At 70.3% G+C, this 24,900-nt stretch carries 26 protein-coding genes and 4 tRNA genes; 22 read left to right on the forward strand and 8 right to left on the reverse strand.

The window, feature by feature from the left end:
* The first annotated feature begins 80 nt into the window (after window positions 1–80).
* On the forward strand, window positions 81–1,340 hold the full coding sequence (locus GA0070623_RS21860; RefSeq protein ID WP_067301334.1) for an MFS transporter: 1,260 nt from the start codon (window positions 81–83) through the stop codon (window positions 1,338–1,340).
* Between the two features lie 113 nt (window positions 1,341–1,453).
* On the opposite strand, the gene GA0070623_RS21865 is transcribed toward GA0070623_RS21860, so the two are convergent.
* Complete coding sequence (locus GA0070623_RS21865; protein ID WP_067301337.1) at window positions 1,454–1,948, reverse strand: YajQ family cyclic di-GMP-binding protein; 495 nt, start codon at window positions 1,946–1,948, stop codon at window positions 1,454–1,456.
* A 148-nt stretch (window positions 1,949–2,096) separates the two neighbouring features.
* Between GA0070623_RS21865 and GA0070623_RS21870 the strand changes: the two genes are divergently transcribed.
* Window positions 2,097–2,180: transfer RNA gene (locus GA0070623_RS21870), tRNA-Tyr, on the forward strand.
* Window positions 2,181–2,345: 165 nt separating this feature from the next.
* On the opposite strand, the gene GA0070623_RS30625 is transcribed toward GA0070623_RS21870, so the two are convergent.
* The 5 genes from GA0070623_RS30625 to GA0070623_RS31125 form a co-directional block, all read right to left on the reverse strand.
* The gene (locus tag GA0070623_RS30625; protein WP_084261007.1) at window positions 2,346–3,293 is read right to left on the reverse strand and encodes a hypothetical protein; all 948 of its coding nucleotides are present in this window, start codon (window positions 3,291–3,293) and stop codon (window positions 2,346–2,348) included.
* Window positions 3,294–3,399: 106 nt separating this feature from the next.
* On the reverse strand, window positions 3,400–4,353 hold the full coding sequence (locus GA0070623_RS21880; RefSeq protein WP_197700008.1) for a DMT family transporter: 954 nt from the start codon (window positions 4,351–4,353) through the stop codon (window positions 3,400–3,402).
* Window positions 4,343–5,086 carry a 2'-5' RNA ligase family protein gene (locus tag GA0070623_RS21885; protein ID WP_084261009.1) on the reverse strand — a complete coding sequence of 248 codons (744 nt, stop codon included), beginning with the start codon at window positions 5,084–5,086 and terminating at the stop codon, window positions 4,343–4,345. The genes GA0070623_RS21880 and GA0070623_RS21885 overlap by 11 nt, the downstream gene beginning before the upstream one ends.
* Window positions 5,087–5,151: 65 nt before the next feature.
* Complete coding sequence (locus GA0070623_RS21890; protein WP_067301342.1) at window positions 5,152–6,012, reverse strand: protein phosphatase 2C domain-containing protein; 861 nt, start codon at window positions 6,010–6,012, stop codon at window positions 5,152–5,154.
* The gene (locus GA0070623_RS31125) at window positions 5,982–6,827 is read right to left on the reverse strand and encodes a hypothetical protein (RefSeq protein WP_231932524.1); all 846 of its coding nucleotides are present in this window, start codon (window positions 6,825–6,827) and stop codon (window positions 5,982–5,984) included. The genes GA0070623_RS21890 and GA0070623_RS31125 overlap by 31 nt, the downstream gene beginning before the upstream one ends.
* A gap of 504 nt (window positions 6,828–7,331) precedes the next feature.
* On the opposite strand from GA0070623_RS31125, the gene GA0070623_RS21900 reads away from it, so the two are divergent.
* From GA0070623_RS21900 to GA0070623_RS21910, 3 genes are read left to right on the forward strand one after another with little or no spacing between them, the layout of a single operon-like run.
* Window positions 7,332–7,712, forward strand: a complete 381-nt coding sequence (locus GA0070623_RS21900; protein WP_157517428.1) for a hypothetical protein — start codon at window positions 7,332–7,334, stop codon at window positions 7,710–7,712.
* Window positions 7,705–8,007: a precorrin-4 C11-methyltransferase gene (locus tag GA0070623_RS21905; protein ID WP_231932525.1), complete on the forward strand. Its 303-nt coding sequence runs from the start codon at window positions 7,705–7,707 to the stop codon at window positions 8,005–8,007. Before GA0070623_RS21900 ends, GA0070623_RS21905 begins: the two co-directional genes overlap by 8 nt.
* A 53-nt stretch (window positions 8,008–8,060) precedes the next feature.
* Window positions 8,061–8,603, forward strand: coding sequence for a DapH/DapD/GlmU-related protein (locus tag GA0070623_RS21910; RefSeq protein ID WP_067301344.1), 543 nt, complete (start codon window positions 8,061–8,063; stop codon window positions 8,601–8,603).
* Window positions 8,604–8,673: 70 nt separating this feature from the next.
* On the opposite strand, the gene GA0070623_RS21915 is transcribed toward GA0070623_RS21910, so the two are convergent.
* Together GA0070623_RS21915 and GA0070623_RS21920 are read right to left on the reverse strand one after the other, a co-directional pair.
* Window positions 8,674–9,141, reverse strand: a complete 468-nt coding sequence (locus GA0070623_RS21915) for a hypothetical protein (RefSeq protein WP_172898443.1) — start codon at window positions 9,139–9,141, stop codon at window positions 8,674–8,676.
* A 62-nt stretch (window positions 9,142–9,203) separates the two neighbouring features.
* Entirely contained in the window at window positions 9,204–9,716 is a 513-nt protein-coding gene (locus GA0070623_RS21920) for a GyrI-like domain-containing protein (protein WP_067301350.1), read from the reverse strand.
* A 481-nt stretch (window positions 9,717–10,197) separates the two neighbouring features.
* Between GA0070623_RS21920 and GA0070623_RS30440 the strand changes: the two genes are divergently transcribed.
* The 17 genes from GA0070623_RS30440 (at window position 10,198) to rpoB (ending at window position 24,831) form a co-directional block, all read left to right on the forward strand.
* Window positions 10,198–10,344, forward strand: coding sequence for a hypothetical protein (locus GA0070623_RS30440; protein WP_172898444.1), 147 nt, complete (start codon window positions 10,198–10,200; stop codon window positions 10,342–10,344).
* 63 nt (window positions 10,345–10,407) lie between these two features.
* Window positions 10,408–12,927: a putative bifunctional diguanylate cyclase/phosphodiesterase gene (locus tag GA0070623_RS21925; RefSeq protein ID WP_067301353.1), complete on the forward strand. Its 2,520-nt coding sequence runs from the start codon at window positions 10,408–10,410 to the stop codon at window positions 12,925–12,927.
* Between the two features lie 96 nt (window positions 12,928–13,023).
* Window positions 13,024–13,096 (forward strand) — tRNA-Thr (locus GA0070623_RS21930).
* Between the two features lie 26 nt (window positions 13,097–13,122).
* Window positions 13,123–13,195 (forward strand) — tRNA-Met (locus GA0070623_RS21935).
* Between the two features lie 132 nt (window positions 13,196–13,327).
* Window positions 13,328–13,495 (forward strand): 50S ribosomal protein L33, encoded by a 168-nt coding sequence (gene rpmG / locus GA0070623_RS21940; RefSeq protein ID WP_067301359.1) that lies wholly within the window; start codon window positions 13,328–13,330, stop codon window positions 13,493–13,495.
* A 129-nt stretch (window positions 13,496–13,624) separates the two neighbouring features.
* Window positions 13,625–14,071 carry a MaoC family dehydratase N-terminal domain-containing protein gene (locus GA0070623_RS21945; RefSeq protein WP_067301363.1) on the forward strand — a complete coding sequence of 149 codons (447 nt, stop codon included), beginning with the start codon at window positions 13,625–13,627 and terminating at the stop codon, window positions 14,069–14,071.
* A gap of 1 nt (window position 14,072) precedes the next feature.
* A complete protein-coding gene (locus GA0070623_RS21950; protein WP_067301366.1) occupies window positions 14,073–14,465 on the forward strand; it encodes a MaoC/PaaZ C-terminal domain-containing protein in 393 nt (130 codons plus the stop codon).
* 128 nt (window positions 14,466–14,593) lie between these two features.
* Window positions 14,594–14,666: transfer RNA gene (locus GA0070623_RS21955), tRNA-Trp, on the forward strand.
* 216 nt (window positions 14,667–14,882) lie between these two features.
* Window positions 14,883–15,302 carry a preprotein translocase subunit SecE gene (secE, locus tag GA0070623_RS21960; RefSeq protein WP_067301368.1) on the forward strand — a complete coding sequence of 140 codons (420 nt, stop codon included), beginning with the start codon at window positions 14,883–14,885 and terminating at the stop codon, window positions 15,300–15,302.
* A gap of 38 nt (window positions 15,303–15,340) precedes the next feature.
* Complete coding sequence (gene nusG, locus GA0070623_RS21965; protein ID WP_067301371.1) at window positions 15,341–16,063, forward strand: transcription termination/antitermination protein NusG; 723 nt, start codon at window positions 15,341–15,343, stop codon at window positions 16,061–16,063.
* A gap of 187 nt (window positions 16,064–16,250) precedes the next feature.
* Window positions 16,251–16,682: a 50S ribosomal protein L11 gene (gene rplK, locus GA0070623_RS21970; RefSeq protein WP_067301374.1), complete on the forward strand. Its 432-nt coding sequence runs from the start codon at window positions 16,251–16,253 to the stop codon at window positions 16,680–16,682.
* Between the two features lie 82 nt (window positions 16,683–16,764).
* On the forward strand, window positions 16,765–17,481 hold the full coding sequence (gene rplA / locus GA0070623_RS21975; protein WP_067301377.1) for a 50S ribosomal protein L1: 717 nt from the start codon (window positions 16,765–16,767) through the stop codon (window positions 17,479–17,481).
* Between the two features lie 82 nt (window positions 17,482–17,563).
* On the forward strand, window positions 17,564–18,553 hold the full coding sequence (locus tag GA0070623_RS21980) for an ABC transporter ATP-binding protein (protein ID WP_084261010.1): 990 nt from the start codon (window positions 17,564–17,566) through the stop codon (window positions 18,551–18,553).
* The gene (locus tag GA0070623_RS21985; protein ID WP_067301381.1) at window positions 18,550–19,236 is read left to right on the forward strand and encodes a hypothetical protein; all 687 of its coding nucleotides are present in this window, start codon (window positions 18,550–18,552) and stop codon (window positions 19,234–19,236) included. Before GA0070623_RS21980 ends, GA0070623_RS21985 begins: the two co-directional genes overlap by 4 nt.
* A gap of 586 nt (window positions 19,237–19,822) precedes the next feature.
* Complete coding sequence (gene rplJ / locus GA0070623_RS21990; RefSeq protein WP_067301385.1) at window positions 19,823–20,371, forward strand: 50S ribosomal protein L10; 549 nt, start codon at window positions 19,823–19,825, stop codon at window positions 20,369–20,371.
* A 54-nt stretch (window positions 20,372–20,425) separates the two neighbouring features.
* The gene (gene rplL, locus GA0070623_RS21995; protein ID WP_067301388.1) at window positions 20,426–20,815 is read left to right on the forward strand and encodes a 50S ribosomal protein L7/L12; all 390 of its coding nucleotides are present in this window, start codon (window positions 20,426–20,428) and stop codon (window positions 20,813–20,815) included.
* A 584-nt stretch (window positions 20,816–21,399) separates the two neighbouring features.
* On the forward strand, window positions 21,400–24,831 hold the full coding sequence (rpoB, locus tag GA0070623_RS22000) for a DNA-directed RNA polymerase subunit beta (protein ID WP_067301392.1): 3,432 nt from the start codon (window positions 21,400–21,402) through the stop codon (window positions 24,829–24,831).
* Window positions 24,832–24,900: the final 69 nt, after the last annotated feature.

Genomic DNA, 24,900 nt, shown 5'->3' on the forward strand with positions numbered 1-24,900 from the left:
ACCATTCGCGGAGCGACCTGCGGCGTTAGGGTCTACGAGGTTCCGAGTCGTTACCTGATCGTCTCCTTGGAGGTGTCCCCGTGGCCGCACTGCGCCAGTACCTGGGCGTCTGGCGGATTCCCGGGGCACCGCTGCTGCTGCTCCTTGGCGTCGTCGGCCGGCTCGGCATCGGGATGACCCCGCTGGCGTTGCTGCTGGTCGTGGAGCAGGTGACCGGCCGGTACTCGCTGGCCGCCGTGGCCGGTGGCATCTACGCGCTGTCCGGTGCCGCGCTGAGCCCGGTCGCCGGCCGGATCGCCGACCGGGTCGGCCCCACCCCGGTGCTGCTGGTCACCGCCGTGGCGCACCCGCTGGCCCTGTTCGGGCTGCTCGGGGCGAGCCGTGCCGACGATGCCGACCTGCGTCTGATCTACCTGGCCGCCGGGCTGGCCGGGGCCACCTACCCGCCGTTGACCGCCGCGATCCGGGGGGCCTGGAACGAGCTGACCGGCTCGACCACCGGCCGCTACCAGTTGCGCAACACCGCGCTGGCCGCCGAGACGACGCTGTTCGAGGTGGTCTTCGTGCTCGGCCCACTGCTGGTGGCCGCCTTCGTCCTGCTGGCCGACGCCGCCGCCGCACTGCTCGGCGCGGCCGTCGTGACACTGGTCGGCACGGCCGGGGTGGCACTGGGTCGGGTGATGCGCGCCTGGCGGCCACACGCCCGGGAGCACCACGCCCGGGGGCTCGGCCCGCTGCGGGTGGGTGGCTTCCCGGCCCTGCTGGTCTGCGTGGCGAGCCTCGGCATCGCGTTCGGCGCGGCCGGGGTGATCGTGCCGGCGTTCGCCGGCAACCAGCCCACCGGCGACCCGGAGAGCCTGGCCGGTCTGCTGCTCGCCGTCTGGGGGGTGGGCAGCGCCGTGGGCGGCTTCTGGTTCGGGGTACGCCGCCCGGCGGCCAACATGACCCGCCAGTTCGCCTGGCTGCTCGCGGCGGTGGCCGGCACCCTGGCGATCTTCGCGGTGATGCCCGGCCCGGTGTCCCTCGGCATCGCCCTGGTGATCGGCGGGGCCACCATCGCCCCCGCGCTGACCCTGGAGAACACCCTGGTCGGGCGGATCACCCCGACCGGCATGCTGAACGAGGCGTACACCTGGGTGGTCACCATGTCGGTGGCGGCGAGCGCGGCCGGCGGCGCGGTCGCCGGCCTGATCGTCGACCATGCCGGCGGGGTGCCCTGGGCGTTCCTGTTCGCCGCCGGGGCGGTCGGCGTCGGGGCCGCCGTCGCGGCCCTGCCCGGCGGCCCGATCGCCCGCGCCGAGGCCGCCGCCACCCGCGCCGAACACCCCGTCACGGTCTGACCGCACCCGTCGGGGGTACGCGGTCCCGCCGTCTTCCGGGGTTGGCGTGTACGCCGAGCGGCCGTCCCCGTGAGGGGACGACCGCCCGGTCCGGTGGTGTCTGGGCTACCGGGTCAGCGGTAGTTGGTGAACTGGAGGGCCACCCCGAAGTCCTCGCCCTTGAGCAGCGTGATGACGGCCTGGAGGTCGTCCTTCTTCTTGCCGGTGACCCGGAGCTGGTCGCCCTGGATCTGCGCCTGGACGCCCTTCGGACCCTCGTCGCGGATCTTCTTGCTGATCGCCTTGGCCTTGTCCGACTCGATGCCCTGGATCACCTTGGCGTCGATCTTGAAGATCTTGCCCGAGCCCCGGGGCTCACCCGCGTCCAGGGACTTCAACGAGATGTTCCGCTTGACCAGCTTCTCCTTGAACACGTCGAGGGCGGCGGCGACCCGCTCCTCGGTCTCCGCCTGGAGGCTGATCGCCTCCTCTCCCGACCAGGAGATCTCGGCGCCGGTGCCACGGAAGTCGAACCGCTGGGCAAGCTCCTTCTCCGTCTGGCGGAGGGCGTTGTCGACCTCCTGCCGGTCGACCTTGCTCACGATGTCGAACGACGGGTTCGCTGCCATGCTGATGCTCCTGCTTGTCCGGCGGTCTGTCAGGGTCGTCGCCGGGCTGACCAGCCCCACGACCCTCTGACGGTACCCGGTTGCCACGCCCCCGGGGGTGACCGCTATCCTTGCTCCGCTGCCGCGTTACGGCGTGGTGGCACGCCCTGGCGGGTTGCCCGAGCGGCCAATGGGAGCGGACTGTAAATCCGTCGCGAAAGCTACAGAGGTTCGAATCCTCTACCCGCCACCAGGCATTGATAGAGCCCCTGACCAGTTGCTGGTCAGGGGCTCTATCAGCATGCCTTATCGGGTTCTGCGTGCGCCCGTCCCGGGGGTGTGCACCGACGGCGGGCGGCCGAGCCGGAGCAGGAAGTCGTCAGGGCCTGTGAGGGTGGGCAGACCACGGCGCGACACGTCAGCGCGGGCGGTAGACGACCGCGTGGGCGGTACCCGGCACCAGGCGGATCGTGGCGGCGATGCCACCGCGGTCATCGAGGTCGACGACCTCGCCTTCCGTGCTGATCCCGGCGAGGCTGAGGTCGTACATGACACCGTTGCGCCACAGTGCCGGGCGGGCGTAGTTGCTGGTGTTGTGGGACTTGGCCAGGATCTCCCCGCGGTTGTTGATGGCCAGCGGCTCGGTGGTGTTGCCGCCGAGGGTGCCGATGTCCAGGGCGCGGCCGTGCCGCCACAGGATGCCGCGCGGGTACTGGTCGGGCGAGAACTGCCAGCCGATCACCCAGCCGCTGTCGTTGAGGCCGTAGGTGTTGCTGCGGTTGAAGGGGCCGGCACCCAGGTCGGTGGTCCGGCGACCGTGCCACAGAGCGGCGTGGAAGCCGTCCGGCGACAGACTGACACCGCCGGAGACCTGGCCGCGGTCGTTGACGTCGGACACGTCGTCGAGAGGCAGGGGTTGGGTGCGGCCGTCCGTCCACAGGACGGGGCCTGCGGCGGCCTGACCGAGAACCTGGCCGCGGTTGTTGATCGCCACGGGCCGGATGTACAGGCCACCGAGCGGCCGGAAGATGCCGCGGTGCCAGACGTACGCGCCGGAGCCGTCGTCGCGGGCACCGACGACCTCACCACGGTCGTTGACGTCGATGGGGTTGAAGGCACCCAGGTTGATCATCCGACCCCGCTGCCAGAGGAAACCCTGGTGGACGCCGCTGGCGTCCTGGGCGCGGCCGATCACGTCACCGCGGTCGTTCATGGCGTGGGCGTAGCTGTCGTCACCGCCGAAAGTGCCGAGGTCCACCATGAGATAGCTGGGCGGAGCGCCAGGTGCGGCAGACGCGGCCATAGGAGGGGCGGGTGCGGCCATCAGGGCCACGGAGAGGAGCGCGGTGGCGAGCAGGGACGACATGGGACGGCACCCTCCGGATCGTCGGCCGGGCGAGAGGCGAACCGAGCCTAGGCCCGCCCTGCCGGTCCGGCGGCCTGTCGTCGTATGACCGACAGTCTTTTTTCCGCTACTCCGCGCGATTGCCGGGAGGGGTGGCGACCGGTTCACCACCGGTCGTCGCGAGCGACGGTGCGGACCGCTGCCGGGTGAGGATCACGCCGGTGAGGACCAGGGCTATCCCGGCCACGATCGCGGTCGTCACGGCCTCGCGGAGGACCACCCAGCCGAGGAGTACGGCGACGACGGGCAGCAGGTAGGTGACCACCGAGGCGGCGGTCGGCCCCTCGTCGTCGATGATGCGGTAGTTCAGCACGTAGGCGGCCCCGGTGCCGAGTACCCCGAGCACGAGCAGGCTCACCACCGCGTCGAGCCGCCATTGCGGCGACTCCAGCCCGGTGAACGGCAGCGCCGGGACCAGCAGCACGGTGGCCGCGCCGAGTTGAGCCGCCGACAGCAGGATCGGCGGGATTCCGCGTCCGGTCAGGAAGCGGCCCATGTAGACGTACCCGAGTCCGTAGCTGGCCGCTGCGGCCAGGCACGCGATGCCGCCCCAGCTGGCGATCTCGCTCGCGGACTCCCACGGCGAGAAGATGACCACGACGCCGAGGAAGCCGAGGGCGAAGCCGGCGGCCTTCTTCGCGGTGACGGCCCGGTCGACACCGACGAGGAACGCCAGTAACAGCGTCCACAGCGGGGTGGTGGCATTGAGCACCCCGGCCACGTTGGACCCGATCGTCTCCTCGGCGAGGCTGAACAGCAGATACGGTACGGCGTTGGCGACCAGGGCCGCGACGAACAGGTGACCCCAGAGCCGGCCTTGCCTCGGAAAGCGGAGCCCCCGGGACAGGGCGATCGGGGTCAGGACCAGGAAGCCGAGCAGGAGCCGGGCGAACACGATCTGCACGGGGTTGAAGCCCCGCAACGCGAGCTTGATCCAGAGGAAGCCGGAGCCCCAGAGCAACGCGAGAGCGGCTATCCGGGCGACACCGGCCCGGCTGATCCGCTGCCGGTCAGTCTTCAACGGGCACCTCGTAGTCCAAGCTGTTCGCATCGGCGCGCATACGGGTGTCCTCGGTCGGGGCAGCGAACATGTGGTGTCGTGCAGGGGCTTGAAGCGGTAGCCGTGCGATGGAGGACCACTCGTACATCTGCCGGTCCCGGTGCATGTCGATGACGTCGACATGGGCGATCCGGACGGAGGCGGGTCGGGCCTCGGCCGCCGTGGCGGCCTGGATATAGGGCGCTGCCGGACCGCTGGTGGTCAGGTAGGCGACGCTGATGTGCGGGCGGTACCGGCGAGGATCTTCGGGAACGTTGTCGTTGCCCAGGACGTGACCGAGGGCAGCCCGGGTGGTGGCGCGAAGCTCCTGGACGGCATCGGCGGGCGTCGCCGGCATGACGATGGCCTCGTCCGCGACGATGACTTCACTGAACTCGGTATCGACCGGCCCCAGGCGGGCAAGCCGCTTCCTGGCCTCCTCGATGATCGCGGCCAGAGTCTCGTCGGCCACCTCGTCGGTGAAGCCGATGCCCTGCATGGTGAGGTGCAACCACCGGTCAGGGATGAGAGTCAGGGCAGGTGCCGCGCTCAGCGCCGACCGGTAGGAGTCGGCCAGCCGGTACAGCTCGGGTTGGTTCTCGAAGGTGACGTGGAAAGCGAAGAAGCGCCTGCCCACGCGCCACCCGGGTCGCCACCACCAGTGGTTACGGACCCGATCGGCGTGCTGCCCGGGTGGAAGGTCGGCGAGCGCCACGGCGTACTCCTGTCAGGCGTCGGACGGCGCGTCCGGCGCGGCCCAATTGCGGCCTGCCTTGGTTCTTAAGTCGTCAGTGCGGCGATGTGCGCGGCTGTGGTGAGTCGCAGCAGTGCCACAGCCTTGTCGTCGTGAAGCTTGTTGCGTGGCCAGCGTCGTCCGTCCATGTCGTCTTCCTCGGCCTCGTGCACGGTCTCAACCAACCGTGCCGGGTGCTGGTTGGCAAGTGCGATCGCCGCTCGCCAGGTGGCAGGCGTCCGGTACTTGTCGATTCCGTCTGAGACGCCGTCGGTCATCGTCAGGACGACCGCGAAGTCACTGGCGGGCCACGTCGCCCGGACGGCGTGACGAGCGGCCTCCGGCTCTGCCTCGACGATCCAGTAGCCGCCAGCGCTGTTGCGGGCTCGTCTCTGCGCGTCGACCAGTGCGGCCCACTCGGCGGCGTGGTGAAAGCCGAATCCGCCTCGTTGCCGTATGGCTCTGTGCAGGTCCATGTGCTGGTCGAGCGCTACCTGTGCGAGCCGTTCGTCGCGGACCTGGTGGATCTCGCCGGTACGAGTGAGCAGGACGACGGGACTGTCTCCGAGAACCAGGACGTCGATGTCGTTTCCGCACCATCGGACGATGCTCACCGTCGTTGACGGCGAGGCGTAGGGTCGGAGACCGTGCAGGTCGCGGACGTGTTGGATCGTTTCGGCCAGCGCGTCGGCCAGGTCGGCATCGGGGTGCTCGGTGAGGAGCTGTTGGAGGTGCCGCCCGACCTGCTCGGCGAGCCACCCGCCGTCTCGGGTGCTCGCCTGAGGTTGAGACGCACCGTCGAGCACGATGACCGCATTGGACGTGGTGAAAATGCGGTCCTCGGTGGGGCGGTTCCGGCCGGGCCGCTCGGCGGTGACTACTTCTGGTCGTGGATTCGTGGCGGACATACGAGTTCGCTCCTGGTCACGGTGTCGCCGTCGTGTTCGCTGCGGACGACCATCGAGAAACGCTGAGTGCCGACGTGGGCGTAGAGGTCGGGCAGGTTGCGGGCGAGGTAGTCGATTGCGCCGACCGAGCCGAGCGCATGCACTCCCGCGACGATGAAGATGGTCTCTTCGTCGCTCAGGGCGAGGCGGCCGACGTAGGCGACATCGGCCCATCGTGGCGCGGCGGGGTCGTCCATCGGTGACTCGTAGACGCGGCTGCCGTCGCGTTCACGGATGGTCCACCGGCCGGTGTCGTCGGGCTCGAACGTCAGCGCGGGGTCGGACGCGATGGCCTGGGCGGTGACCGGTGACGACTTCGGCCCGCAGATCGCGGCGACATCGCCTCGGGGCTGCCAGTTGCCGTCCGGCGCAATGTGGAAGTGCTCCACCTGGAATGCCAGGTCGGCGAGGAGCTTCGTCAGTAGATCGGCGGCGCGGGTGTCTTCCGACGAGATCACCGGCAGCGCGCGGCCGGGTACCGCCCGCAGCGGCACGGCGACCGTCACCGGGCCGACACCGAAGAATGCCCGCTCGGCAGGGGGTGCGGTCTGCCGGATCTGGGTGATGCGTCCTCGGGTGAGCCCGAGTTCCTTGGCGATGGAGCTGAACGAGAGACCCTGGTCGGCCGCCGCCCGGTTGATCGCCTCGCGACGCAACCTTGCCAGCTCGACCGCTCGCTGCTGGTAGACGGACATGAGTTCGCCGGCGAGCTTGGCCTGCCGGAGCGGGTCGGCTTCACGCCGTACGCGCTCGAAGCCGTCGTCACGAGTCTCCACGTGCGAAGTTTAGGACCCCTTGACAGGCGTCGGCGGGCGAGTAACCTTGCTTACACCCGCTAAGCGCTCAAGCGGTTTCGGTGTGGAGCACTTGTTTAGAGGGGGTAAGCGTGGGAGCTGCGTTTCGTAGCTGCGGGCTTCAGCTCATGAGACCAGCGGCATCTGTCCAGAGCGCGAGCCTCCGACCTGGAGTCTGAGGCGATCTGGAACGCGTGGCACCGGTGCCGCTGGCACCAAGATCCGGGCCTGTCGGTCCCCCGTTACCTGTGGAGGTGTGATGTCCGGCACTCATCGTCGATGCGGTTGGTTCTCGTCCTGGCGGGCTCGAAGGCGTGCACCGTCGCGACCCGGCCGGCACAGCGCCCCGACGAGTCCGCCCAGGGCCGCTGCCCCGCCCGCGCCGTGGTGGTCGGTCGGGGTGACCCGAGAGCTGCCCACACTGCGGTGCGCTCCGCTGCTGACGGTCGGCCAGGCACGTCGGGGCAACGTCGGGCGGTGGCCGCGATGACCCGTACCGGAGGATCGGTCACCGCCACCACCCACCCACGGTGGTGTGCCCCCGAGCGCTGCGGTCATCTGGTCCCGCCGGTGGTGCCGCACCTGGCCCGCCGCCATCGTGGCCCGATGCTCCGGGTCGGCCGGAGTCGGGCGGCCGGCCTCGTCGCGACGTACCTCATCAGCGGGGCGGTCCCGGGTGCGCCGCTGGTGGCCGTGCACGTGGCGTGCCGGGCCGGCAACGCCTGGGCCGAGTTGTCCCTGGCCCAGGCCACCGAACTGGCCGGGCAGCTGGGTGACCTGCTGAGCCGGGCGGCCGACGACCCGGACGCCGACCGGACCCATCCCGACCCACAGGGGCACGACGGGCAGGGGGACGGCGGTGAGTGAGGTGGGGCGGCCGGTGGTCTGCCCGGCGTGGTGCCGGGGGTGCGGGCCGAACGACCCGATGCACCGGGGGTACCTCGCCACGGTGGGGCGGGAGCGGACCGGCTGGGTGAGCCTGCAACTGCTCGTCGACCGGTTCGTCCGGCGCGAGGCGGCGGTCAAGCTGGACGCGACCCGGTACGGCATGAACCAGACCGTGCTGCTGTCGCCCGGTCAGGTCGACCGGCTCGTCGAGGAGCTGGCCCAGGCGCGGCGGCTGATGCGGGCACCGGTCGGCAGGGCGGGGGAGGGGCGGTGAGCGGGGGCGGCCCGTAGCCCCGGGTGCCGGGGGCGTCGGCGAGGATCGCGGGCATGTCCAGCGACCGCTTCATGCGTATCCACAGCCCCGAGTTCCAGGCGATGGCCGCCCGGGTCCTGCGGGTCACCCAGCTCACGTCCCGGCTGAACAGCCTTCCGTTCGACGACGAAGCAGGCAAAGCGGAGTTGTTCGCGCAGATCCTCGGCCGACCGCTGCCGCCGAGGGTCACCATCTACCCGCCGTTCTACACCGACCACGGCCTGCGCCTGGAACTCGCCGAGCGGGTGTTCGTCAACCAGAACTGCACGTTCCTGGACTATGCCGGCATCCGGCTCGCCGAGGGTGTGCTGGTCGGCCCGAGGGTCACCTTCATCACCGGCGGTCACCCGGTCGATCCGCAGGAACGGCGGGAGTGGCTGACCGGTGCGCCCATCGACGTGGCCGAGAACGTGTGGATCGGGGCCGGCGCGACGATCCTGCCGGGCGTCAGCATCGGCCGGGACGCCGTGGTGGCGGCCGGCGCGGTGGTCGCCGACGACGTCCCGCCCGCCACCCTGGTCACCGGCCCCAAAGCGTCGGTACGCCGCCAGTGGTGATCCCCGGCCCGCCCCCGGTGTCGCCGGGTCGGGGGCGGGCCGGTCGCGTGGCCCGGCGACGTCGGCCCGGTCAGCGTCCGTCCCGGCCGGGTCGCGTCGCTGCCGGGGTGGCCTCGTGGCCGGGCATTCCGTGGGTACGCCGCCGCTGCTTCATCTCCGCCTCGTAGATATGCCGTCGGCCGCCGGCCAACGCGTCCCGGGCGTACCGCTCGATCTCCTGGAACGTGGCGTAGTAGCCGTCGTCGAACTCCTCCACGATCTGGAACGTCCACCGGCCGGGCAGCAGGTTGCGCCCCAGCAGCTCCCGCGCGACCCGGTCGGCCACCTCGTCGTGCCCGGCCCCGCGCAGCAGCTCCACCACCCGGTCCAGGGTGAGATCCGCGCCGCCGACGAGCTGGTGCGCCGAGTAGAGGTGCCCGCGCACCCGGTGGACCGCCTCCAACGCCTCGCTCAGCTTGCCCAGCGCCTCGACCGTGGCGTCGTCGACCCCCGCCGGCCGGGCGTGCTCCTCGTCCACCGCACCGTTCTGACCTGCCATAACCCCCGACATACCCCCAAACCACCCCGACTATCCCGCTCCGGCGCGGGTGGCCGTCCCCGTCAGTCGGCCAGCCGGAACGCCAGTTGCGTCTCCCAGGTGTTCCGGTCGGGGTTGTCGTCCGGGCCGCTGTGGTAGATCTCCAGCCGGCAACCCCAGCGCTCGCCCGCGTCGGTGTCGTGGGCGTCCCAGCGCATTCCGTGCTGCTCCGCCCACGCCAGGAACGCCCCGGTCACCGCCACCAGGTCGTCGGGGTCGCCGACGTGGGTGGTGGTGAGGTAGCGGCCGGCGGGGAGCACCTCGATGTGCATCGGCGCCTCGACGGCGACCTCGGCTCCGGCCGGCAGTGGCACCCCCGCCTCGATCTCCAGCTCACCGGCCATGTCGATCACGTGGTACCGGATGAAGTCCGGGCCGGGCGGGATGACCCCCTGGGCGGCCACCCACGCGATCAGCTCGGACAGGGTGCCGAAGAACCCGCCGATGGTCCGCATGGTGACCGACCGCCTGATCCCCACGTACGGCTGGGCGGCCCGCTCGACGATCACCGGCGTCACCGATGGCTGCGATGTCATGGATTTACGACACCATCCCGGTACGACAAACATGGGGCGCGGCCTTCTCCGGAGGTGTTTCGCCTGGTCGCGCCGGCTCGCCACCGTACGCGCGTTTTGTCGTTGATCTGGTGCGGAGTCCGTCGGCTCCCGACAGGCCGCTTCCGTACCCGCCGAAATGAGCTATGGTGATCGATGTGACGGTTCCGGGAGCGGTGGTTGCGGCCCTTCGGTGGGATGGTCGCCCGGCTACCTGGAAGGCGGCTCCGCGCCGCTAAAGATCGGGTTTGCGTCGATAGTGACATTGAGCGATTCGTGGAGGCTGTTACCCGTCCTGGTGCCGGTGATCTGGCACGGGGAGGTGACGGCGGTGGTCCGAACGGCGGAACCTGCCCGCTGCTCGGCCCAGCGCCGCTCTTCCCGCTTTTCTGGGTACCCGAGGTGTGGCACGATCGTGGAACCTCCACCATCCCCCGTGAACACTCTCTCGACAGGAGCAATCATGTCTGGTCGAAGGCTGGGCCGGCTGTTTGGCTCGCTCCTCGTGCTCGCCACCATCCTGGGTGGACTTGCCGTCAACGGCATCACCTCCGCCGACGGCAGCGCGCAGATGGCCGACGTCGTCTGGACCATGGGCAGCGCGCGCTAAGCCTCTACGTCGTCCCCGCTCCCGGTGCCCTGGGGGCGACGTCTCTCAGGGAGAGGGTGGCGGATGGCCAGTCGAGATCAGCGGCGTAAGTCCACCGAACGCGCCTGGTTCATCACCGCACCCCTGGCCCTGTTGGCCATCGTCTTCAGCACCGCGATCGGCGTCCTGCGCCCCGAATTCGGGGAGTGGGGCCTGGCGTTCGTTCTGTTCGTGGCGATGACGGGGATCAGCATCCCGGTGCTCAACGTCATCGTCCGGCGTCAGTCGGTCGGGGTGACGTTGACCGAGGTGCCCCTCGTCGTCGCGCTCTTCTTCCTGCCACCACTGATCGTGGTGTTGATCTATACGCTCTCCGTGCTGATCTGGAGCGCGTCGCACCGTTTCGCCCCGGCCAAGCTGTGGTTCAACGTGGCCAAGGCGGCGGCGGCCACCTCGCTGGCCGGGCTGCTCCTGCTGGCCCTGCCCCCGCTGGCCGGGGTCGGGCCGGGCACCTGGGGCATCCTCTTCCTCGCGGTCAACACGATCACCCTGGTCAGCCTGCTCTCGGTGGCCGGGGTGCACGTGCTGCTGCAGGGGTGGCAGGCCGGCCGGGAGGCGCTGCGCACCGCGCCCTCGGTCTTCCTCACCACCTCCATCAACGCCTCGGTCGGCCTGCTCGTCCTGATCGCCCTGAAGACCACCTGGTGGTCGGTGCTGCTGCTGGCCGCGTTGTTTGCGGCGCTATTCCAGGTCTACCGGTCGTACTCGCAGTTCTTCCGGCAGCACCGCACCCTCACCGGCATGTACGACCTCACCCGGCTGCTCACCAACAGCGCCGAGGGGGCGATCGCCGACATCCTCCTCGACCGGGTGCGCGGGCTGATGCAGGCCGAGTACGCCACCCTCTGGCTGCCCGCCCAGCGGCGGCACCCGGAGGTGCTGCTGACCGCCCGGGTGGACACCCCGGGCCTGCTCGACTTCGCGCCCACCCCGACGGTCTTCCGGGAACAGGCCCGCGAGCTGGGCAAGACCCTCTCCATCGGCCGGCTGCTCGGCGACGACACCGCCCTGCGCCGCGAGGTGGGCGCCAAACAGGTCAAGGACGCCATCGTGGTGCCGCTGCGCTCCGGCCAGGCGGTGATCGGCACCCTGGAGGTCACCAACCGGCTCAGCGACATCGGGCACTTCACCACCAGCGACATCCCCGTCTTCGAGACCGTGGCCGCGCACGCCGCCGTCGCCCTGGAGAATTCCCGGCTGGTCGACCGGCTGCGGCACGACGCCTACCACGACGCGCTGACCACGCTGCCCAACCGGCGACGGATCACCGCCGCGCTGGCCGAGGCGGTCAAGATCCGTGCCCCCGGCGAGGTGGTCGCCGTGCTGCTCTTCGACGTGGACGGGCTGCGCCAGGTCAACGAGTCGTTGGGGCACGCGGCGGGCGACAAGGTCCTCGTCGAGGTGGCCGAGCGGCTGCGCGCCTGCGCCCCGTCGTCCGCCCTGGTGGGTCGGGCCGGCGGCGACGAGTTCCTGGTCACCCTGCGGCTGGAGAACGCCGAGGCGGCGCTGGAGCTGGCCGCCCAGCTCCGGGAGCAGATCCGCGACGAGATCGTCTTCGACGCGCTCACCCTCGACGTGGACACCGCGGTCGGGGTGGCGGTGCACCCGGACCACGGCAGCGACGCCGCCGTACTGCTGCAACGGGTCGACCTGGCGGCCACCGCGGCCAAGGCGGTGCCGGGCAGCGTGCAGCTGTTCAATCCGGCGCTGGAGTCGCGGTCGCTGCGCCGGCTCGGGCTCGCCGGCGACCTGCGCCGCGCCCTCGACGAGGGCGAGCTGGAGGTCTACTTCCAGCCGAAGGTCACCCTGCGGGACCGCCGGCTGCTCGGGGTGGAGTGCCTCGCCCGCTGGGAGCACCCGGCGCACGGCACGGTCTCCCCGGAGGACTTCGTCGCGGTGGCCGAGCACACCGGCCAGCTGGGTCGGCTGACCGAGTTCGTCCTCCGCGAGGGGCTGCGGCGCAGCCGGGACTGGAGCCACACCGGGCAGCCGCTGGCGGTGGCGGTCAACATCGCCGCCCGCTCGCTGACCGACCGGCGCTTCCCGGACCGGGTGGGCGAGCTGCTGACCGAGTACGGCGTCCCGCCGCAGCTGCTCACCGTCGAGATCCCCGAGGCGGCGGTGCTGGACGGCACCGAGCGGCCGATCCCCACCCTGCGTCGGCTGCGGGACCTCGGGGTCCGGCTCGCGGTGGACGACTTCGGCACCGGTAACTCGTCGCTGGCCCAGCTGCGCCGGCTGCCGGTGCACGAGGTGAAGGTGGACCGGTCGTTCGTGCAGGGGATGGCGACCGATCCGGGCGACCTGGCGATCGTGAACGCGGTGGTGTCGCTCTCCCAGCAGTTCGGCCTGGCGGTGGTGGCCGAGGGGGTGGAGAGCGAGCTGACCCTCGAACTCCTCCAGGACATCGGCTGCGAGATCGGCCAGGGCTTCCTGTTCAGCCGGCCGCTGCCGTACGAGCGGCTGGAGGCCTGGTTCGGTGCCCAGGTGGACCAGGAGGCGACCGGGTCGGGAGTGCTCCCCAGGCTGCGTGCCGTGCTCTGAGCTGCGCTGATGCGGCACCCGGGGATCCGGTTTCACCCCCGGCGCGGTGCCGTGTAATGTATCCCCTGCGCGACGCCCTCCGGGGTGATCGGGTAGGCCCCCTTAGCTCAGTCGGCAGAGCGTCTCCATGGTAAGGAGAAGGTCTACGGTTCGATTCCGTAAGGGGGCTCAGAGGGTCCGGCTGGACCCGCCTGCGGCGGTGTAGCTCAGATGGCAGAGCAAGCGGCTCATAATCGCTGTGTCGCCGGTTCAAGTCCGGCCACCGCTACTCTCGTCCTCCGGGCTCATCCCCGGCGGCCGGTGGGACGGGCGCCACTGGCGCCCGCTTTGCATGTCCAGGCATCGTCCGCGTAGGCTGATGCGCTGTAGTTGATATCCGTAGCGAGGAAGGCACTCCGCCGTGGCGAAGGCGACCGATGTCCGGCCGAAGATCACTCTGGCGTGTGTGGAGTGCAAGGAGCGCAACTACATCACGCGCAAGAACCGCCGTAACGACCCCGACCGCATCGAGCTGAAGAAGTTCTGCCCCCGGGACGGCAAGCACACGATCCACCGCGAGACCCGCTGACCCTCGGCCGGCGACCGCCGGCCCGGTCCGCAGCGACCACCCGAACGCCGATCCGCACGGATGGCACGGCCGCAGAGCCGTCTGCCCGTACGGGTCGGCGTTCGCGCGTCCCGTGTAGGGTTCGGCGGCATGTCCCTGGACCCGTCCTTCGTCGGCCGGACGTATCCGCCGACCGCCCCCTACCAGGTGGGCCGAGAAAAGATCCGTGAGTTCGCCACCGCCATCGGCGCGACCGACCCGGCCCACCACGACCCGGCGGCGGCCCGCGCCCTCGGCCACCCGGACGTGGTCGCCCCGCCCACCTTTCCGATCGTGCTCACCATGGCCGCCAGCCGGCAGATCGTCGACGACCCGGCGCTCGGGGTCGACTACCGCCGGGTGGTCCACGGCGACCAGCGCTTCGCCTACACCCGCCCGGTGGTCGCCGGGGACGAGCTGGTCTGCGTGAACACCATCGAGGAGATCACCACCCGGAGCGGGCACGGCTTCCTGACCACCCGCACCGACGTGACCACCGTGGCCGGCGAGCCGGTGGTCGCCGTCTGGTCCAAGCTCGTCGTACGTGGGGAGTCCTGACGTGGAACTGTCGACCCGGACGTACCGGGTGACCCGGGCGGACCTGGTCCGCTACGCGGGCGCCTCGGGCGACTTCAACCCGATCCACTGGAACGACCGGACGGCCACCGCGGTGGGCCTGCCGGGGGTCATCGCCCACGGCATGTTCACCATGGCGCTGGTCGGCCGGGCGGTCGCCGAGTGGGCCGGAGCGCCCGACGCGGTGGTCGACTTCGGGGTGCGGTTCACCCGGCCGGTGGTCGTCCCGGACGACGACGAGGGTGCCGAGATCACCGTCGACGCGGTGGTCAAGGAGGTCACCGAGGCGGGACTGACCAGGCTCGATATCACCGCCCGGTGCGGCGATGAGAAGGTGCTCTCGCAGGCGCGGGCGACCGTCCGGACGGCCGGCTGACCGGTCGGCGGAAGCTGTCGGGCGGGACCGGTTGGGAAAGTCGGGGCGCTACCCGTACACTGGTCCGCCGTGGGGCAAGTAACCCCTGTTCGGCCTGTTGGGGCCGGATGGGGCGAGCGTTGCCGCACAGGGGTGTAGCTCAATTGGCAGAGCAGCGGTCTCCAAAACCGCAGGCTGCAGGTTCAAGTCCTGTCACCCCTGCGCCTCAGGCCTGACCGTTCCCGTGGGTCGCGCCGCCGCAAGGCGGCGTCCGGCCCGTGGTGGTGGCACCGGCGGGGTGGTTCCGAGGCGACTCGGGGCACTTCGTCCGGTCCGCCGGCCGCGGCCCGTCGCGGGACGGTTCGGCCCGGCCGGCGTGACCAACGCGCCGCGTGCGCCGCCCGGCGTACGAACCGACATCCCGCGACGGAGGGCGAAGTGGCCGACAACAAGCGGCGCGGCGAGGACGCCGGCGACGACGGTCTGCGCGACGAGCGTGACGAGGTCGTCGACGAGGTGACCGCCGACAGCGACGCCACCGACGACGACGCCACCGACGCGGACGAGCCGGTATCCCGGGGCGGCACCGCGACCCGGTCGCGGACCCGCGCGGGCGCGGCCGACAGCAAGCCGAAGACCCGGAACGAGACCGACCGGGTGGGGCCGTTCGCCCGCGTCGCGCGTTTCTTCCGCGAGGTGGTCGCCGAACTGCGTAAGGTCATCTGGCCGACCCGCAAGGAACTGCTGACCTACACGGCCGTGGTGGTCACCTTCGTCGCGGTGATGCTGACGATCGTGGGCCTTCTCGACTTCGCGTTCGCGAAGGGTGTGCTGTGGGTCTTCGGCAGCCCCAGCTGACCGGCCGACTGAGCCGATAGTGACGGAAGTGAGCAAGCGTGCCTGAGTACGACGAGACCGCCGAGACCACGGACGACCAGTCCACGGTCGCGACGGCGGCGAGTGACGAGTCGGTCGAGGCCGCCAGCGAGCCGGAGTTCCCGACCACCGAGCCGGAGCCCGACGAGGACTACGACCCGGTCGCCGAGCTGCGCCAGAAGCTGCGCTACGCGCCCGGCGACTGGTACGTGGTGCACTCGTACGCCGGCTACGAGAACAAGGTCAAGACCAACCTCGAGACCCGGATCATCTCCCTCGACATGGAGGAGTACATCTACCAGGTCGAGGTGCCGACCCGGGAAGAGGTCGAGGTCAAGAACGGCAAGCGTTCGCAGATCCAGGCCAAGGTCTTCCCCGGTTACATCCTGGTCCGGATGGAGCTGACCGCCGAGTCCTACTCGTGCGTGCGCAACACGCCGGGGGTCACCGGCTTCGTGGGGGCCACCGACCGGGCCGACCGGCCCGCGCCGCTGAGCCTCGACGAGGTGATCAAGTGGCTGGCCCCGGCGGTGGAGACCGAGCAGAAGAAGGCCAAGCCCGAGGTCCGGGTCCTCGACTTCGAGGTCGGTGACTCGGTCACCGTCACCGACGGCGCGTTCGCCTCGCTGCCGGCGACGATCAGCGAAATCAACGCCGATCAGCAGAAGCTCAAGGTGCTGGTGTCGATCTTCGGTCGGGAGACCCCGGTCGAGCTGAACTTCAACCAGGTCGCCAAGATCTGACGACGTTCCCCGTCGCCGGCGGTGGGCAGCGGCCCGCCGCCGGCGACGGCGTTTCCACCCCGCGTGGACCTCGGCGCAGAGGGTCACCGGGCGCTGCGCTACTCTTGAACGTCGCCGCTGTGGCACCGCGCTGACCGTGCGCGCCCATGGCCGGCACCTTTCCCAGTTCCAAGCCCCAGGAAGTGACATGCCTCCGAAGAAGAAGCTCGTCAAGACGTTCACGCTTCAGCTGAAGGCGGGCCAGGCGACTCCGGCCCCGCCGGTGGGCCCCGCGCTCGGTCAGCACGGCGTGAACATCATGGAGTTCTGCAAGTCCTACAACGCGCAGACCGAGTCCCAGCGGGGCGACATCGTCCCCGCCGAGATCAGCGTGTACGAGGACCGGTCCTTCACCTTCGTCCTCAAGACCCCGCCCGCCGCCCGGCTGCTGCTCAAGGCCGCCGGTGTGGAGAAGGGCTCCGGCGTGCCGCAGAGCCAGAAGGTCGGCTCGGTGAGCCAGGCCCAGGTGCGCGAGATCGCCGAGAAGAAGATGGTCGACCTCAACGCCAACGACATCGACCAGGCTGCGAAGATCATCGCCGGTACCGCCCGGTCGATGGGCATCGTCGTCAACGACTGACCCCGCGGTCGGTCCTCAAGATCAGTTCGTGGGAGGGCGCGCGTCGACCGCGGCCCGCCAGAGACCACAGGAGTAACCCGAGATGCAGCGCAGCAAGACGTACCGCAAGGCCGCCGAGGCCATCGACAAGTCCAAGCTCTACACCCCGGCCGAGGCGGTCAAGCTCGCCAAGGACACCACCAACGCCAAGTTCGACGCCACGGTCGAGGTCGCCATGCGCCTCGGCGTCGACCCCCGCAAGGCGGACCAGATGGTCCGTGGCGTGGTCAACCTGCCGCACGGCACCGGTAAGACCGCCCGCGTGATCGTCTTCGCCGCCGGTGCGAAGGCCGAGGAGGCCGTCGCCGCCGGTGCCGACGAGGTGGGCACGGACGAGCTGGTCGCCCGGATCCAGGGCGGCTGGCTGGACTTCGACGCGGCGATCGCCACGCCGGACCAGATGGCCAAGATCGGCCGGATCGCGCGGATCCTGGGCCCGCGCGGTCTGATGCCGAACCCGAAGACCGGCACGGTGACCATGGACGTCACCAAGGCCGTCTCGGACATCAAGGGCGGCAAGATCACCTTCCGGGTGGACAAGCACTCCAACCTGCACCTGATTATCGGCAAGGCCTCGTTCTCCGAGACCCAGCTGATCGACAACTACGCCGCGGTGCTCGACGAGGTCATCCGCGTCAAGCCGTCCGCCGCCAAGGGCAAGTACCTCAAGAAGGTCACCCTGGCCACCACGATGGGTCCGGGCGTCCCGGTCGACCCGAACGTGGTGAAGAACTTCCAGGAGACCGGCGTCGAGGGCTGAGCCCGGCTTCTCCCGCGAAGGTGCCCCGCCACGGACAGTGGCGGGGCACCTTCCGTCTGTCCGGATGTGGCAGGGTCGCCCCATGAGACTGGAGGACGTGCGGCTCCGCTACCGCCGGGGCGGCCCCTGGGTCCTGCGCGGCGTCACCGCCCGGCTCGACCCGGGCGAGGTGGCGGTGGTGCTCGGCCGCAACGGCGCGGGCAAGTCGACCCTGCTGCAACTCTGCGCGGGGGTGTTGCGGCCGGTCCGGGGCCGGGTGGTCGACCGCCCCCGGCACGTGGGTTGGGTGCCCGAGCGGTTCCCCGCCGACCAGCCCTTCACGGTCTCCCGCTACCTGGTCGGCATGGGCCGGGTCGCCGGCCTGGGCCGGGCCGACGCCGACCGGGCCGCCGACCGGTGGACCGACCGGCTGGGGCTGGCCGCGTTCCGCGGGGTCCGCCTGCCCGACCTGTCCAAGGGCACCGCGCAGAAGGTCGGCCTGGCCCAGGCGATGCTGCGCACCCCGGGCCTGCTGGTCCTCGACGAGCCCTGGGAGGGGCTGGACGCCGCCGCCCGGGGCCTGGTCCCGGAGCTGGTCGACGAGGTGCTGGCCGGCGGGGGAGCGGTGCTGGTCAGCGACCACCGGGGCGAGACGGTCCGGCTCCCCGACGCCCGGCACTGGGCGCTGGCCGACGGCGTGGTCACCGAGGAGCCGACCACCGCAGCGCCGTCCGTCGCGGTGGTCGAGGTCGCGGTGCCGGCCGCGCGGCTGGCCGGCACCGTCGCCCGGTTGCGCGCCGACGGCCACCACGTCCTGCGGGTACGCGAACCCGCCGCCCCGCCCCCGCGGGCGGCTGCGCCGCCGGTCCCCGCCCCGCCCTCGCGCGCGGCTGCGCTGCCGGTCCCCGTCCCCCCGTCGCCTCCGCAGGATCCGCTGCCGCCCGCCGCCCAGACGGGTGGTGACCCGGTACGGGACGACCGGCCGGGTGGTGATCCGGTGCGGGACGGTCGGCCGGGTGGTGACCCGGTGCGGGACAGCGGGCCGGGTGGTGGCCCGGTGCGGGACGGTCGGCCGGGGGAGGTGGCCCGGTGAGCGCGCTGGTCCGGATGCGGTTGGCCGGCTTCCTGCGTACCGGACGGGCGCTCGCGCCGCTGCTGGCCGGCCTGCTCGTCCTCGGCATCCTGTACGGCGGCGGCCGGGCCCGGCCTGCGGAGGGGTACGGCGTCTGCGCCGTGGTGCTCTTTCCGGTGCTGGCCTGGCAGACCAAGATCCTGCTGGACGTCGAGCCGGACGTGCAGCGCCGGATGGCCCAGGTCCTCCTCGGCCCGGCCCGGGAGCGGGCTGCCGGGCTGCTCGCGGCGGTGGTCGCCGGGGCGGGCACGGTGCTTGTGGCATTGGTCTTCCCATGGCTGGTCGGCGGGATGGCCGTGCCGGGTCCGGACGACCTGCCGCTGTCTGTCGCGCTCACCCTCGGGCTCTGGGCGCACCTGCTTGCTCTGCTGCCCGCCACAGCGGTGGGCGCACTCGCCAGCCGCGCCCTGACCCGCAGCGCAGGGTACGGCGTCGCGGTGCTCTCGGTGGCCGTGGTCGGCACCCTCGCGCTGGGCCTGCGTGACTCGGTGGCGCCGTGGCTCGTGCCGCCGGTGCTGGCGACCGCCCGGGCACTCGGCGGGCCCCTGTCCGCCGGAACCGCCCTGTTCCTCTCCGGCTGGGCCATCGCCTGGACGGGGCTGGCACTGGCCGGCTACGCCTGGCGGCGGCGGACCAACCCCTGACACCGACCTGGCCGACCCGGCAGGCGCCGGCCAACCACCTCGCCAAGCGCTCCCTGGTCCGGGTCGCCCGGTCCGGGCCAGGGACTGGGTCACCTGGCCATGCCACCGGTCGAGGCGTCTCGCCGGCCCGCCCCGACAGTCTCGGTCGTGCGCCCGTACCAAGGTCGTGCTGGATCCAGGATGTAGTGGTGTCCGCCGTCGATGAAGGCCACTACAACCATGAAGTTGTGCGATCTTGCCGGGGCGAGGTCGGGGGTGAGGGGTGCAGGGCGGGGTGGTGGCGGTGGTGGCGGGGGTGATTTGGCGTTGGGGGGCACGTCGCGTAACCTGGGCGGGTAGTTCCACCCAGAGACCGCTGGTCACCGTGCTCCGGCACGGTCGAAGGCTCCGCGACGACGGGCGACCCGCGCAGGGCGGTAAGCGTAATACGGTTCCTTTCCGTGGTCCGCCGACCACGATGATCGGCCGGCCCTCGCCCCGCGCGCCCTGCGCCGGGGCTTTTTCGTTGTCGTGACGCCTCCGATGTCGTCGCAGAGCCCCGTGCCGCGCGACGGCGACCAGCTCCGAGTAACGAGAGAGGAGGGACATGGCGGACAAGCCGATCCGGGCCGACAAGGCCACGGCCGTCGCTGAGCTGACCGAGAGCTTCCGTACCTCGGGCGCTGCGGTGCTCACCGAGTACCGTGGTCTGACGGTTTCCCAGCTCACCCAGCTGCGGCGCTCGCTCGGCAAGGAGACCACCTACACGGTCGCGAAGAACACGCTGGCCAAGCGTGCCGCGACCGAGGCGGGCATCTCCGGCCTCGACGAGCTGTTCACCGGTCCTACCGCGCTGACTTTCGTTTCGGGCGACGTCGTCGAGGCGGCGAAGGGTCTTCGCGACTTCGCGAAGGCCAACCCGAAGCTCGTCATCAAGGGCGGCGTCTTCGAGGGCCGGGCCATTTCCGCGGCCGAGGTCACGAAGCTCGCCGACCTGGAGTCCCGTGAGGTGCTGCTGGCCAAGCTGGCCGGCGCGATGAAGGGCAACCTGAGCAAGGCCGCGGCCCTGTTCCAGGCGCCGCTCTCCAAGGCCGCCCGTGCGGCGGCCGCCCTGGCGGACAAGAAGCGCGAGCAGGAGGGCGCCGAGGCGGCCTGAGGCCTTCCCGGCGCACCACGTTCTTAATTTTCATTGCGAGAAAGGACGCCAGACATGGCGAAGCTCAGCACCGACGAGCTGCTCGACGCGTTCAAGGAGATGACGCTGATCGAGCTCTCTGAGTTCGTGAAGCAGTTCGAGGAGACCTTCGAGGTCACCGCCGCCGCTCCGGTCGCGGTCGCCGCCGCCGGTGGCGCCGGTGGCGCCGCCGCTGCCCCGGCCGAGGAGGAGAAGGACGAGTTCGACGTCATCCTCGAGGCCGACGGTGGCAAGAAGATCCAGGTCATCAAGGTCGTGCGTGAGCTGACCGGCCTGGGCCTCAAGGAGGCCAAGGACGCGGTCGAGGCCGCGCCCAAGGCGATCCTGGAGAAGGTCAACAAGGACACCGCCGAGAAGGCGAAGGCCAAGCTCGAGGGCGAGGGCGCCAAGGTCACCCTCAAGTGACCTGAGGCCGGCCTCGGGTCGGCTTCGGCGCGTGCCCGGCTCGGGTGAGTTGTGGCACACCGCATCATGGCGGGCGGTGATCCGGGAACGGATCACCGCCCGTTGCGCTTGGTGACTCCGGGTATCAGTGGTGTGAGCAGGGTGTTCGCACTCGTGGTGCGACACGGTGGTCACGCCACGCATAGTCCGTCTGTGGGAAACCCAGCGGTCAGCCGGGATGAGGCTCTTGACGTGGCCCGACCTGCCAGGCACGCTGACACCAGCAAGACCTTCCGCGCTTGCGACGGCCACCTCTTGGGTATGGCAGCGGCAGCACCGTCAGCCGCTCCGACCCGAGCGGCCCGACAGGAACTCGCGTTCCGAGCGGCCCGGTTCGACCCCGGTTCAGGGGTGCCGAGGCACGTTCCGCGACGACCTGCGGGATGGGCTGGACAGCGGTTAGCCTCTCGGCTACACTGCTAGTTTGCGCTGCCTTCCGACGTGGCCCCTGCTCGGAAATGTCCGATTATGGATATTTTTGGTGGGGTCATTGGAGTGCACGCATACCAGCCGTTCTGCAGCACCGGTCCTCGGAAGGACGCATCTTGGCAGCTTCCCGCCCTGCGAAGACCAGTCGTACGTCGAGCGCTTTCGCTCCCCGCCGAGTTTCTTTCGGCAGGATCACCGAACACCTCGAGGTCCCCAACCTCCTCGCCATTCAGAACGAGTCCTTCGACTGGCTCGTCGGCAACGAGGCTTGGCAGGGCCGGTCGGCGGACGACCCGCACGCACGCTCGGGTCTCGCGGAGATCCTCGATGAGATCAGTCCCATTGAGGACTTCTCCGGCACCATGTCGCTCTCCTTCTCGGCGCCGCGCTTCGACGAGGTCAAGGCCTCGATCGAGGAGTGCAAGGAGAAGGACCTGACCTACTGCGCGCCGCTGTTCGTGACCGCGGAGTTCACCAACAACACCACCGGCGAGATCAAGAGCCAGACGGTGTTCATGGGTGACTTCCCGATGATGACGCCGAAGGGCACCTTCATCATCAACGGCACCGAGCGCGTCGTGACCAGCCAGCTCGTCCGCTCCTCCGGCGTGTACTTCGACAAGCAGCCGGACAAGACGTCCGACCGCGACCTGTCCAGCGTCAAGGTGATCCCGAGCCGGGGTGCCTGGCTGGAGTTCGACATCGACAAGCGCGACACCGTCGGTGTCCGGATCGACCGTAAGCGCCGTCAGGCCGTCACGGTCGTCCTCAAGGCCATCGGTTGGTCGGCCGAGCGCATCCGCGAGCGGTTCGGCTGGTCCGAGCTGATGATGACCACGCTCGAGAAGGACCACATCGCCGGTCAGGACGAGGCCCTACTCGACATCTACCGCAAGCTCCGCCCTGGCGAGCCGCCGACCCGGGAGAACGCCCAGACCCTGCTCGACAACCTCTTCTTCAACCCGAAGCGGTACGACGTCGCCAAGGTCGGTCGGTACAAGTTCAACAAGAAGCTCGGGCTGGACGTGCCGATCACCACCGGCACGCTCACCGAGGACGACATCGTCTCGACCGTCGAGTACCTCTGCCGGCTGCACGCCGGTGAGGAGGGCTACGAGGCGGACGACATCGACCACTTCGGCAACCGCCGGATCCGGACCGTGGGTGAGCTCATCCAGAACCAGGTCCGGGTCGGCCTGTCGCGGATGGAGCGGGTCGTCCGGGAGCGGATGACGACGCAGGACGTCGAGGCGATCACGCCGCAGACCCTGATCAACATCCGCCCGGTGGTGGCGGCGATCAAGGAGTTCTTCGGCACGTCGCAGCTGTCCCAGTTCATGGACCAGACCAACCCCCTGGCGGGGCTCACCCACCGGCGGCGGCTCAACGCCCTCGGCCCGGGTGGTCTGTCCCGGGAGCGGGCCGGCTTCGAGGTCCGGGACGTGCACCCGTCGCACTACGGCCGGATGTGCCCGATCGAGACGCCCGAAGGCCCGAACATCGGCCTGATCGGCAACCTGTCGACGTTCGCCCGGGTCAACCCGTTCGGGTTCATCGAGACGCCGTACCGCAAGGTCGTCGACGGCCGGGTCACCGACCAGGTCGACTACCTGACCGCGGACGACGAGGACCGGTTCGTCAAGGCCCAGGCCAACGCGCCGTTGAACGCCGACGGCACCTTCGCCGAGGACCGGGTCCTGTGTCGCCGTAAGGGTGGCGAGACCGAGGACGTGATCCCGAGCGCGGTCGACTACATGGACATCTCGCCGCGGCAGATGGTCTCCGTCGGCACCGCGATGATCCCGTTCCTGGAGCACGACGACGCCAACCGTGCCCTGATGGGCGCCAACATGCAGCGTCAGGCGGTGCCGCTGGTCAAGGCCGAGGCCCCGCTGGTCGGCACCGGCATGGAGTACCGCGCGGCCGTGGACGCCGGTGACGTCGTCGTCGCCGAGGTCGGCGGTGTGATCGAGGACCTCTGCGCCGACTACATCACCATCCACCAGGACGACGGCCACCGCCGCACGTACCTGCTGCACAAGTTCCGCCGCTCCAACTCCGGCTCCTGCGTCAACCAGAAGCCGGTGGTCTTCGAGGGCGACCGCGTCGAGGCCGGTCAGGTCATCGCCGACGGTCCGTGCACCGACGAGGGCGAGATGGCGCTCGGACGCAACCTGCTGGTGGCGTTCATGTGCTGGGAGGGCCACAACTACGAGGACGCGATCATCCTGTCGCAGCGCCTCGTGCAGCAGGACGTGCTCACCTCGATCCACATCGAGGAGCACGAGGTCGACGCCCGGGACACCAAGCTCGGCCCGGAGGAGATCACCCGCGACATCCCGAACGTCAGCGAGGAGATGCTCGCCGACCTCGACGAGCGCGGCATCATCCGGATCGGCGCCGAGGTCGTCCCCGGCGACATCCTGGTCGGCAAGGTCACGCCCAAGGGTGAGACCGAGCTGACCCCGGAGGAGCGACTGCTCCGGGCGATCTTCGGTGAGAAGGCGCGGGAGGTCCGGGACACCTCGCTGAAGGTGCCGCACGGCGAGACCGGCACGGTCATCGGGGTGCGTACCTTCTCCCGCGAGGACGGCGACGAGCTGCCGCCGGGCGTCAACGAGCTGGTCCGGGTCTACGTCGCCCAGAAGCGCAAGATCCAGGACGGCGACAAGCTCGCCGGCCGGCACGGCAACAAGGGCGTCATCTCGAAGATCCTGCCGATCGAGGACATGCCGTTCCTGGAGGACGGCACCCCGGTCGACATCGTGCTGAACCCGCTGGGTGTGCCTTCCCGGATGAACATCGGGCAGGTGCTGGAGACCCACCTCGGTTGGGTCGCCAAGACCGGTTGGAAGGTCGAGGGCGACGACGCCGAGTGGAAGCGCCAGCTCCGCTCGATCGACGCGCACGAGTCCGAGGGCGACACGAACGTGGCGACCCCGGTCTTCGACGGTGCCCGAGAGGAGGAGATCTCCGGTCTGCTCTCGTCGACCCTGCCCAACCGGGACGGCAACCAGCTGATCGGCTCCTCCGGCAAGGCGCGGCTGTTCGACGGCCGGTCCGGCGAGCCGCTGCCGGACCCGATCGCGGTCGGCTACATCTACATCCTGAAGCTCAACCACCTGGTCGACGACAAGATCCACGCCCGGTCGACCGGTCCGTACTCGATGATCACGCAGCAGCCGCTGGGTGGTAAGGCGCAGTTCGGTGGCCAGCGCTTCGGCGAGATGGAGTGCTGGGCGATGCAGGCGTACGGCGCCGCCTACGCCCTGCAGGAGTTGCTCACCATCAAGTCCGACGACGTCCTGGGCCGGGTCAAGGTCTACGAGGCGATCGTCAAGGGCGAGAACATCCCCGAGCCGGGCATCCCGGAGTCGTTCAAGGTGTTGCTCAAGGAGCTCCAGTCGCTGTGCCTGAACGTCGAGGTGCTCAGCAGCGACGGTGTCGCCCTGGAGATGCGCGAGACCGACGACGAGGTGTTCCGGGCCGCGGAGGAGCTGGGCATCGACCTGTCCCGGCGCGAGCCGAGCTCGGTCGAAGAGGTCTGAGGTGGCGGTTCGGGGCAGGGTGACCCGCTCTGGGCGGTCAGGCTTGATCCCGCCGCGGGTCACCCTGCC

It is taken from the genome of Micromonospora rifamycinica, assembly GCF_900090265.1.
GTDB classification, from domain to species: domain Bacteria; phylum Actinomycetota; class Actinomycetes; order Mycobacteriales; family Micromonosporaceae; genus Micromonospora; species Micromonospora rifamycinica.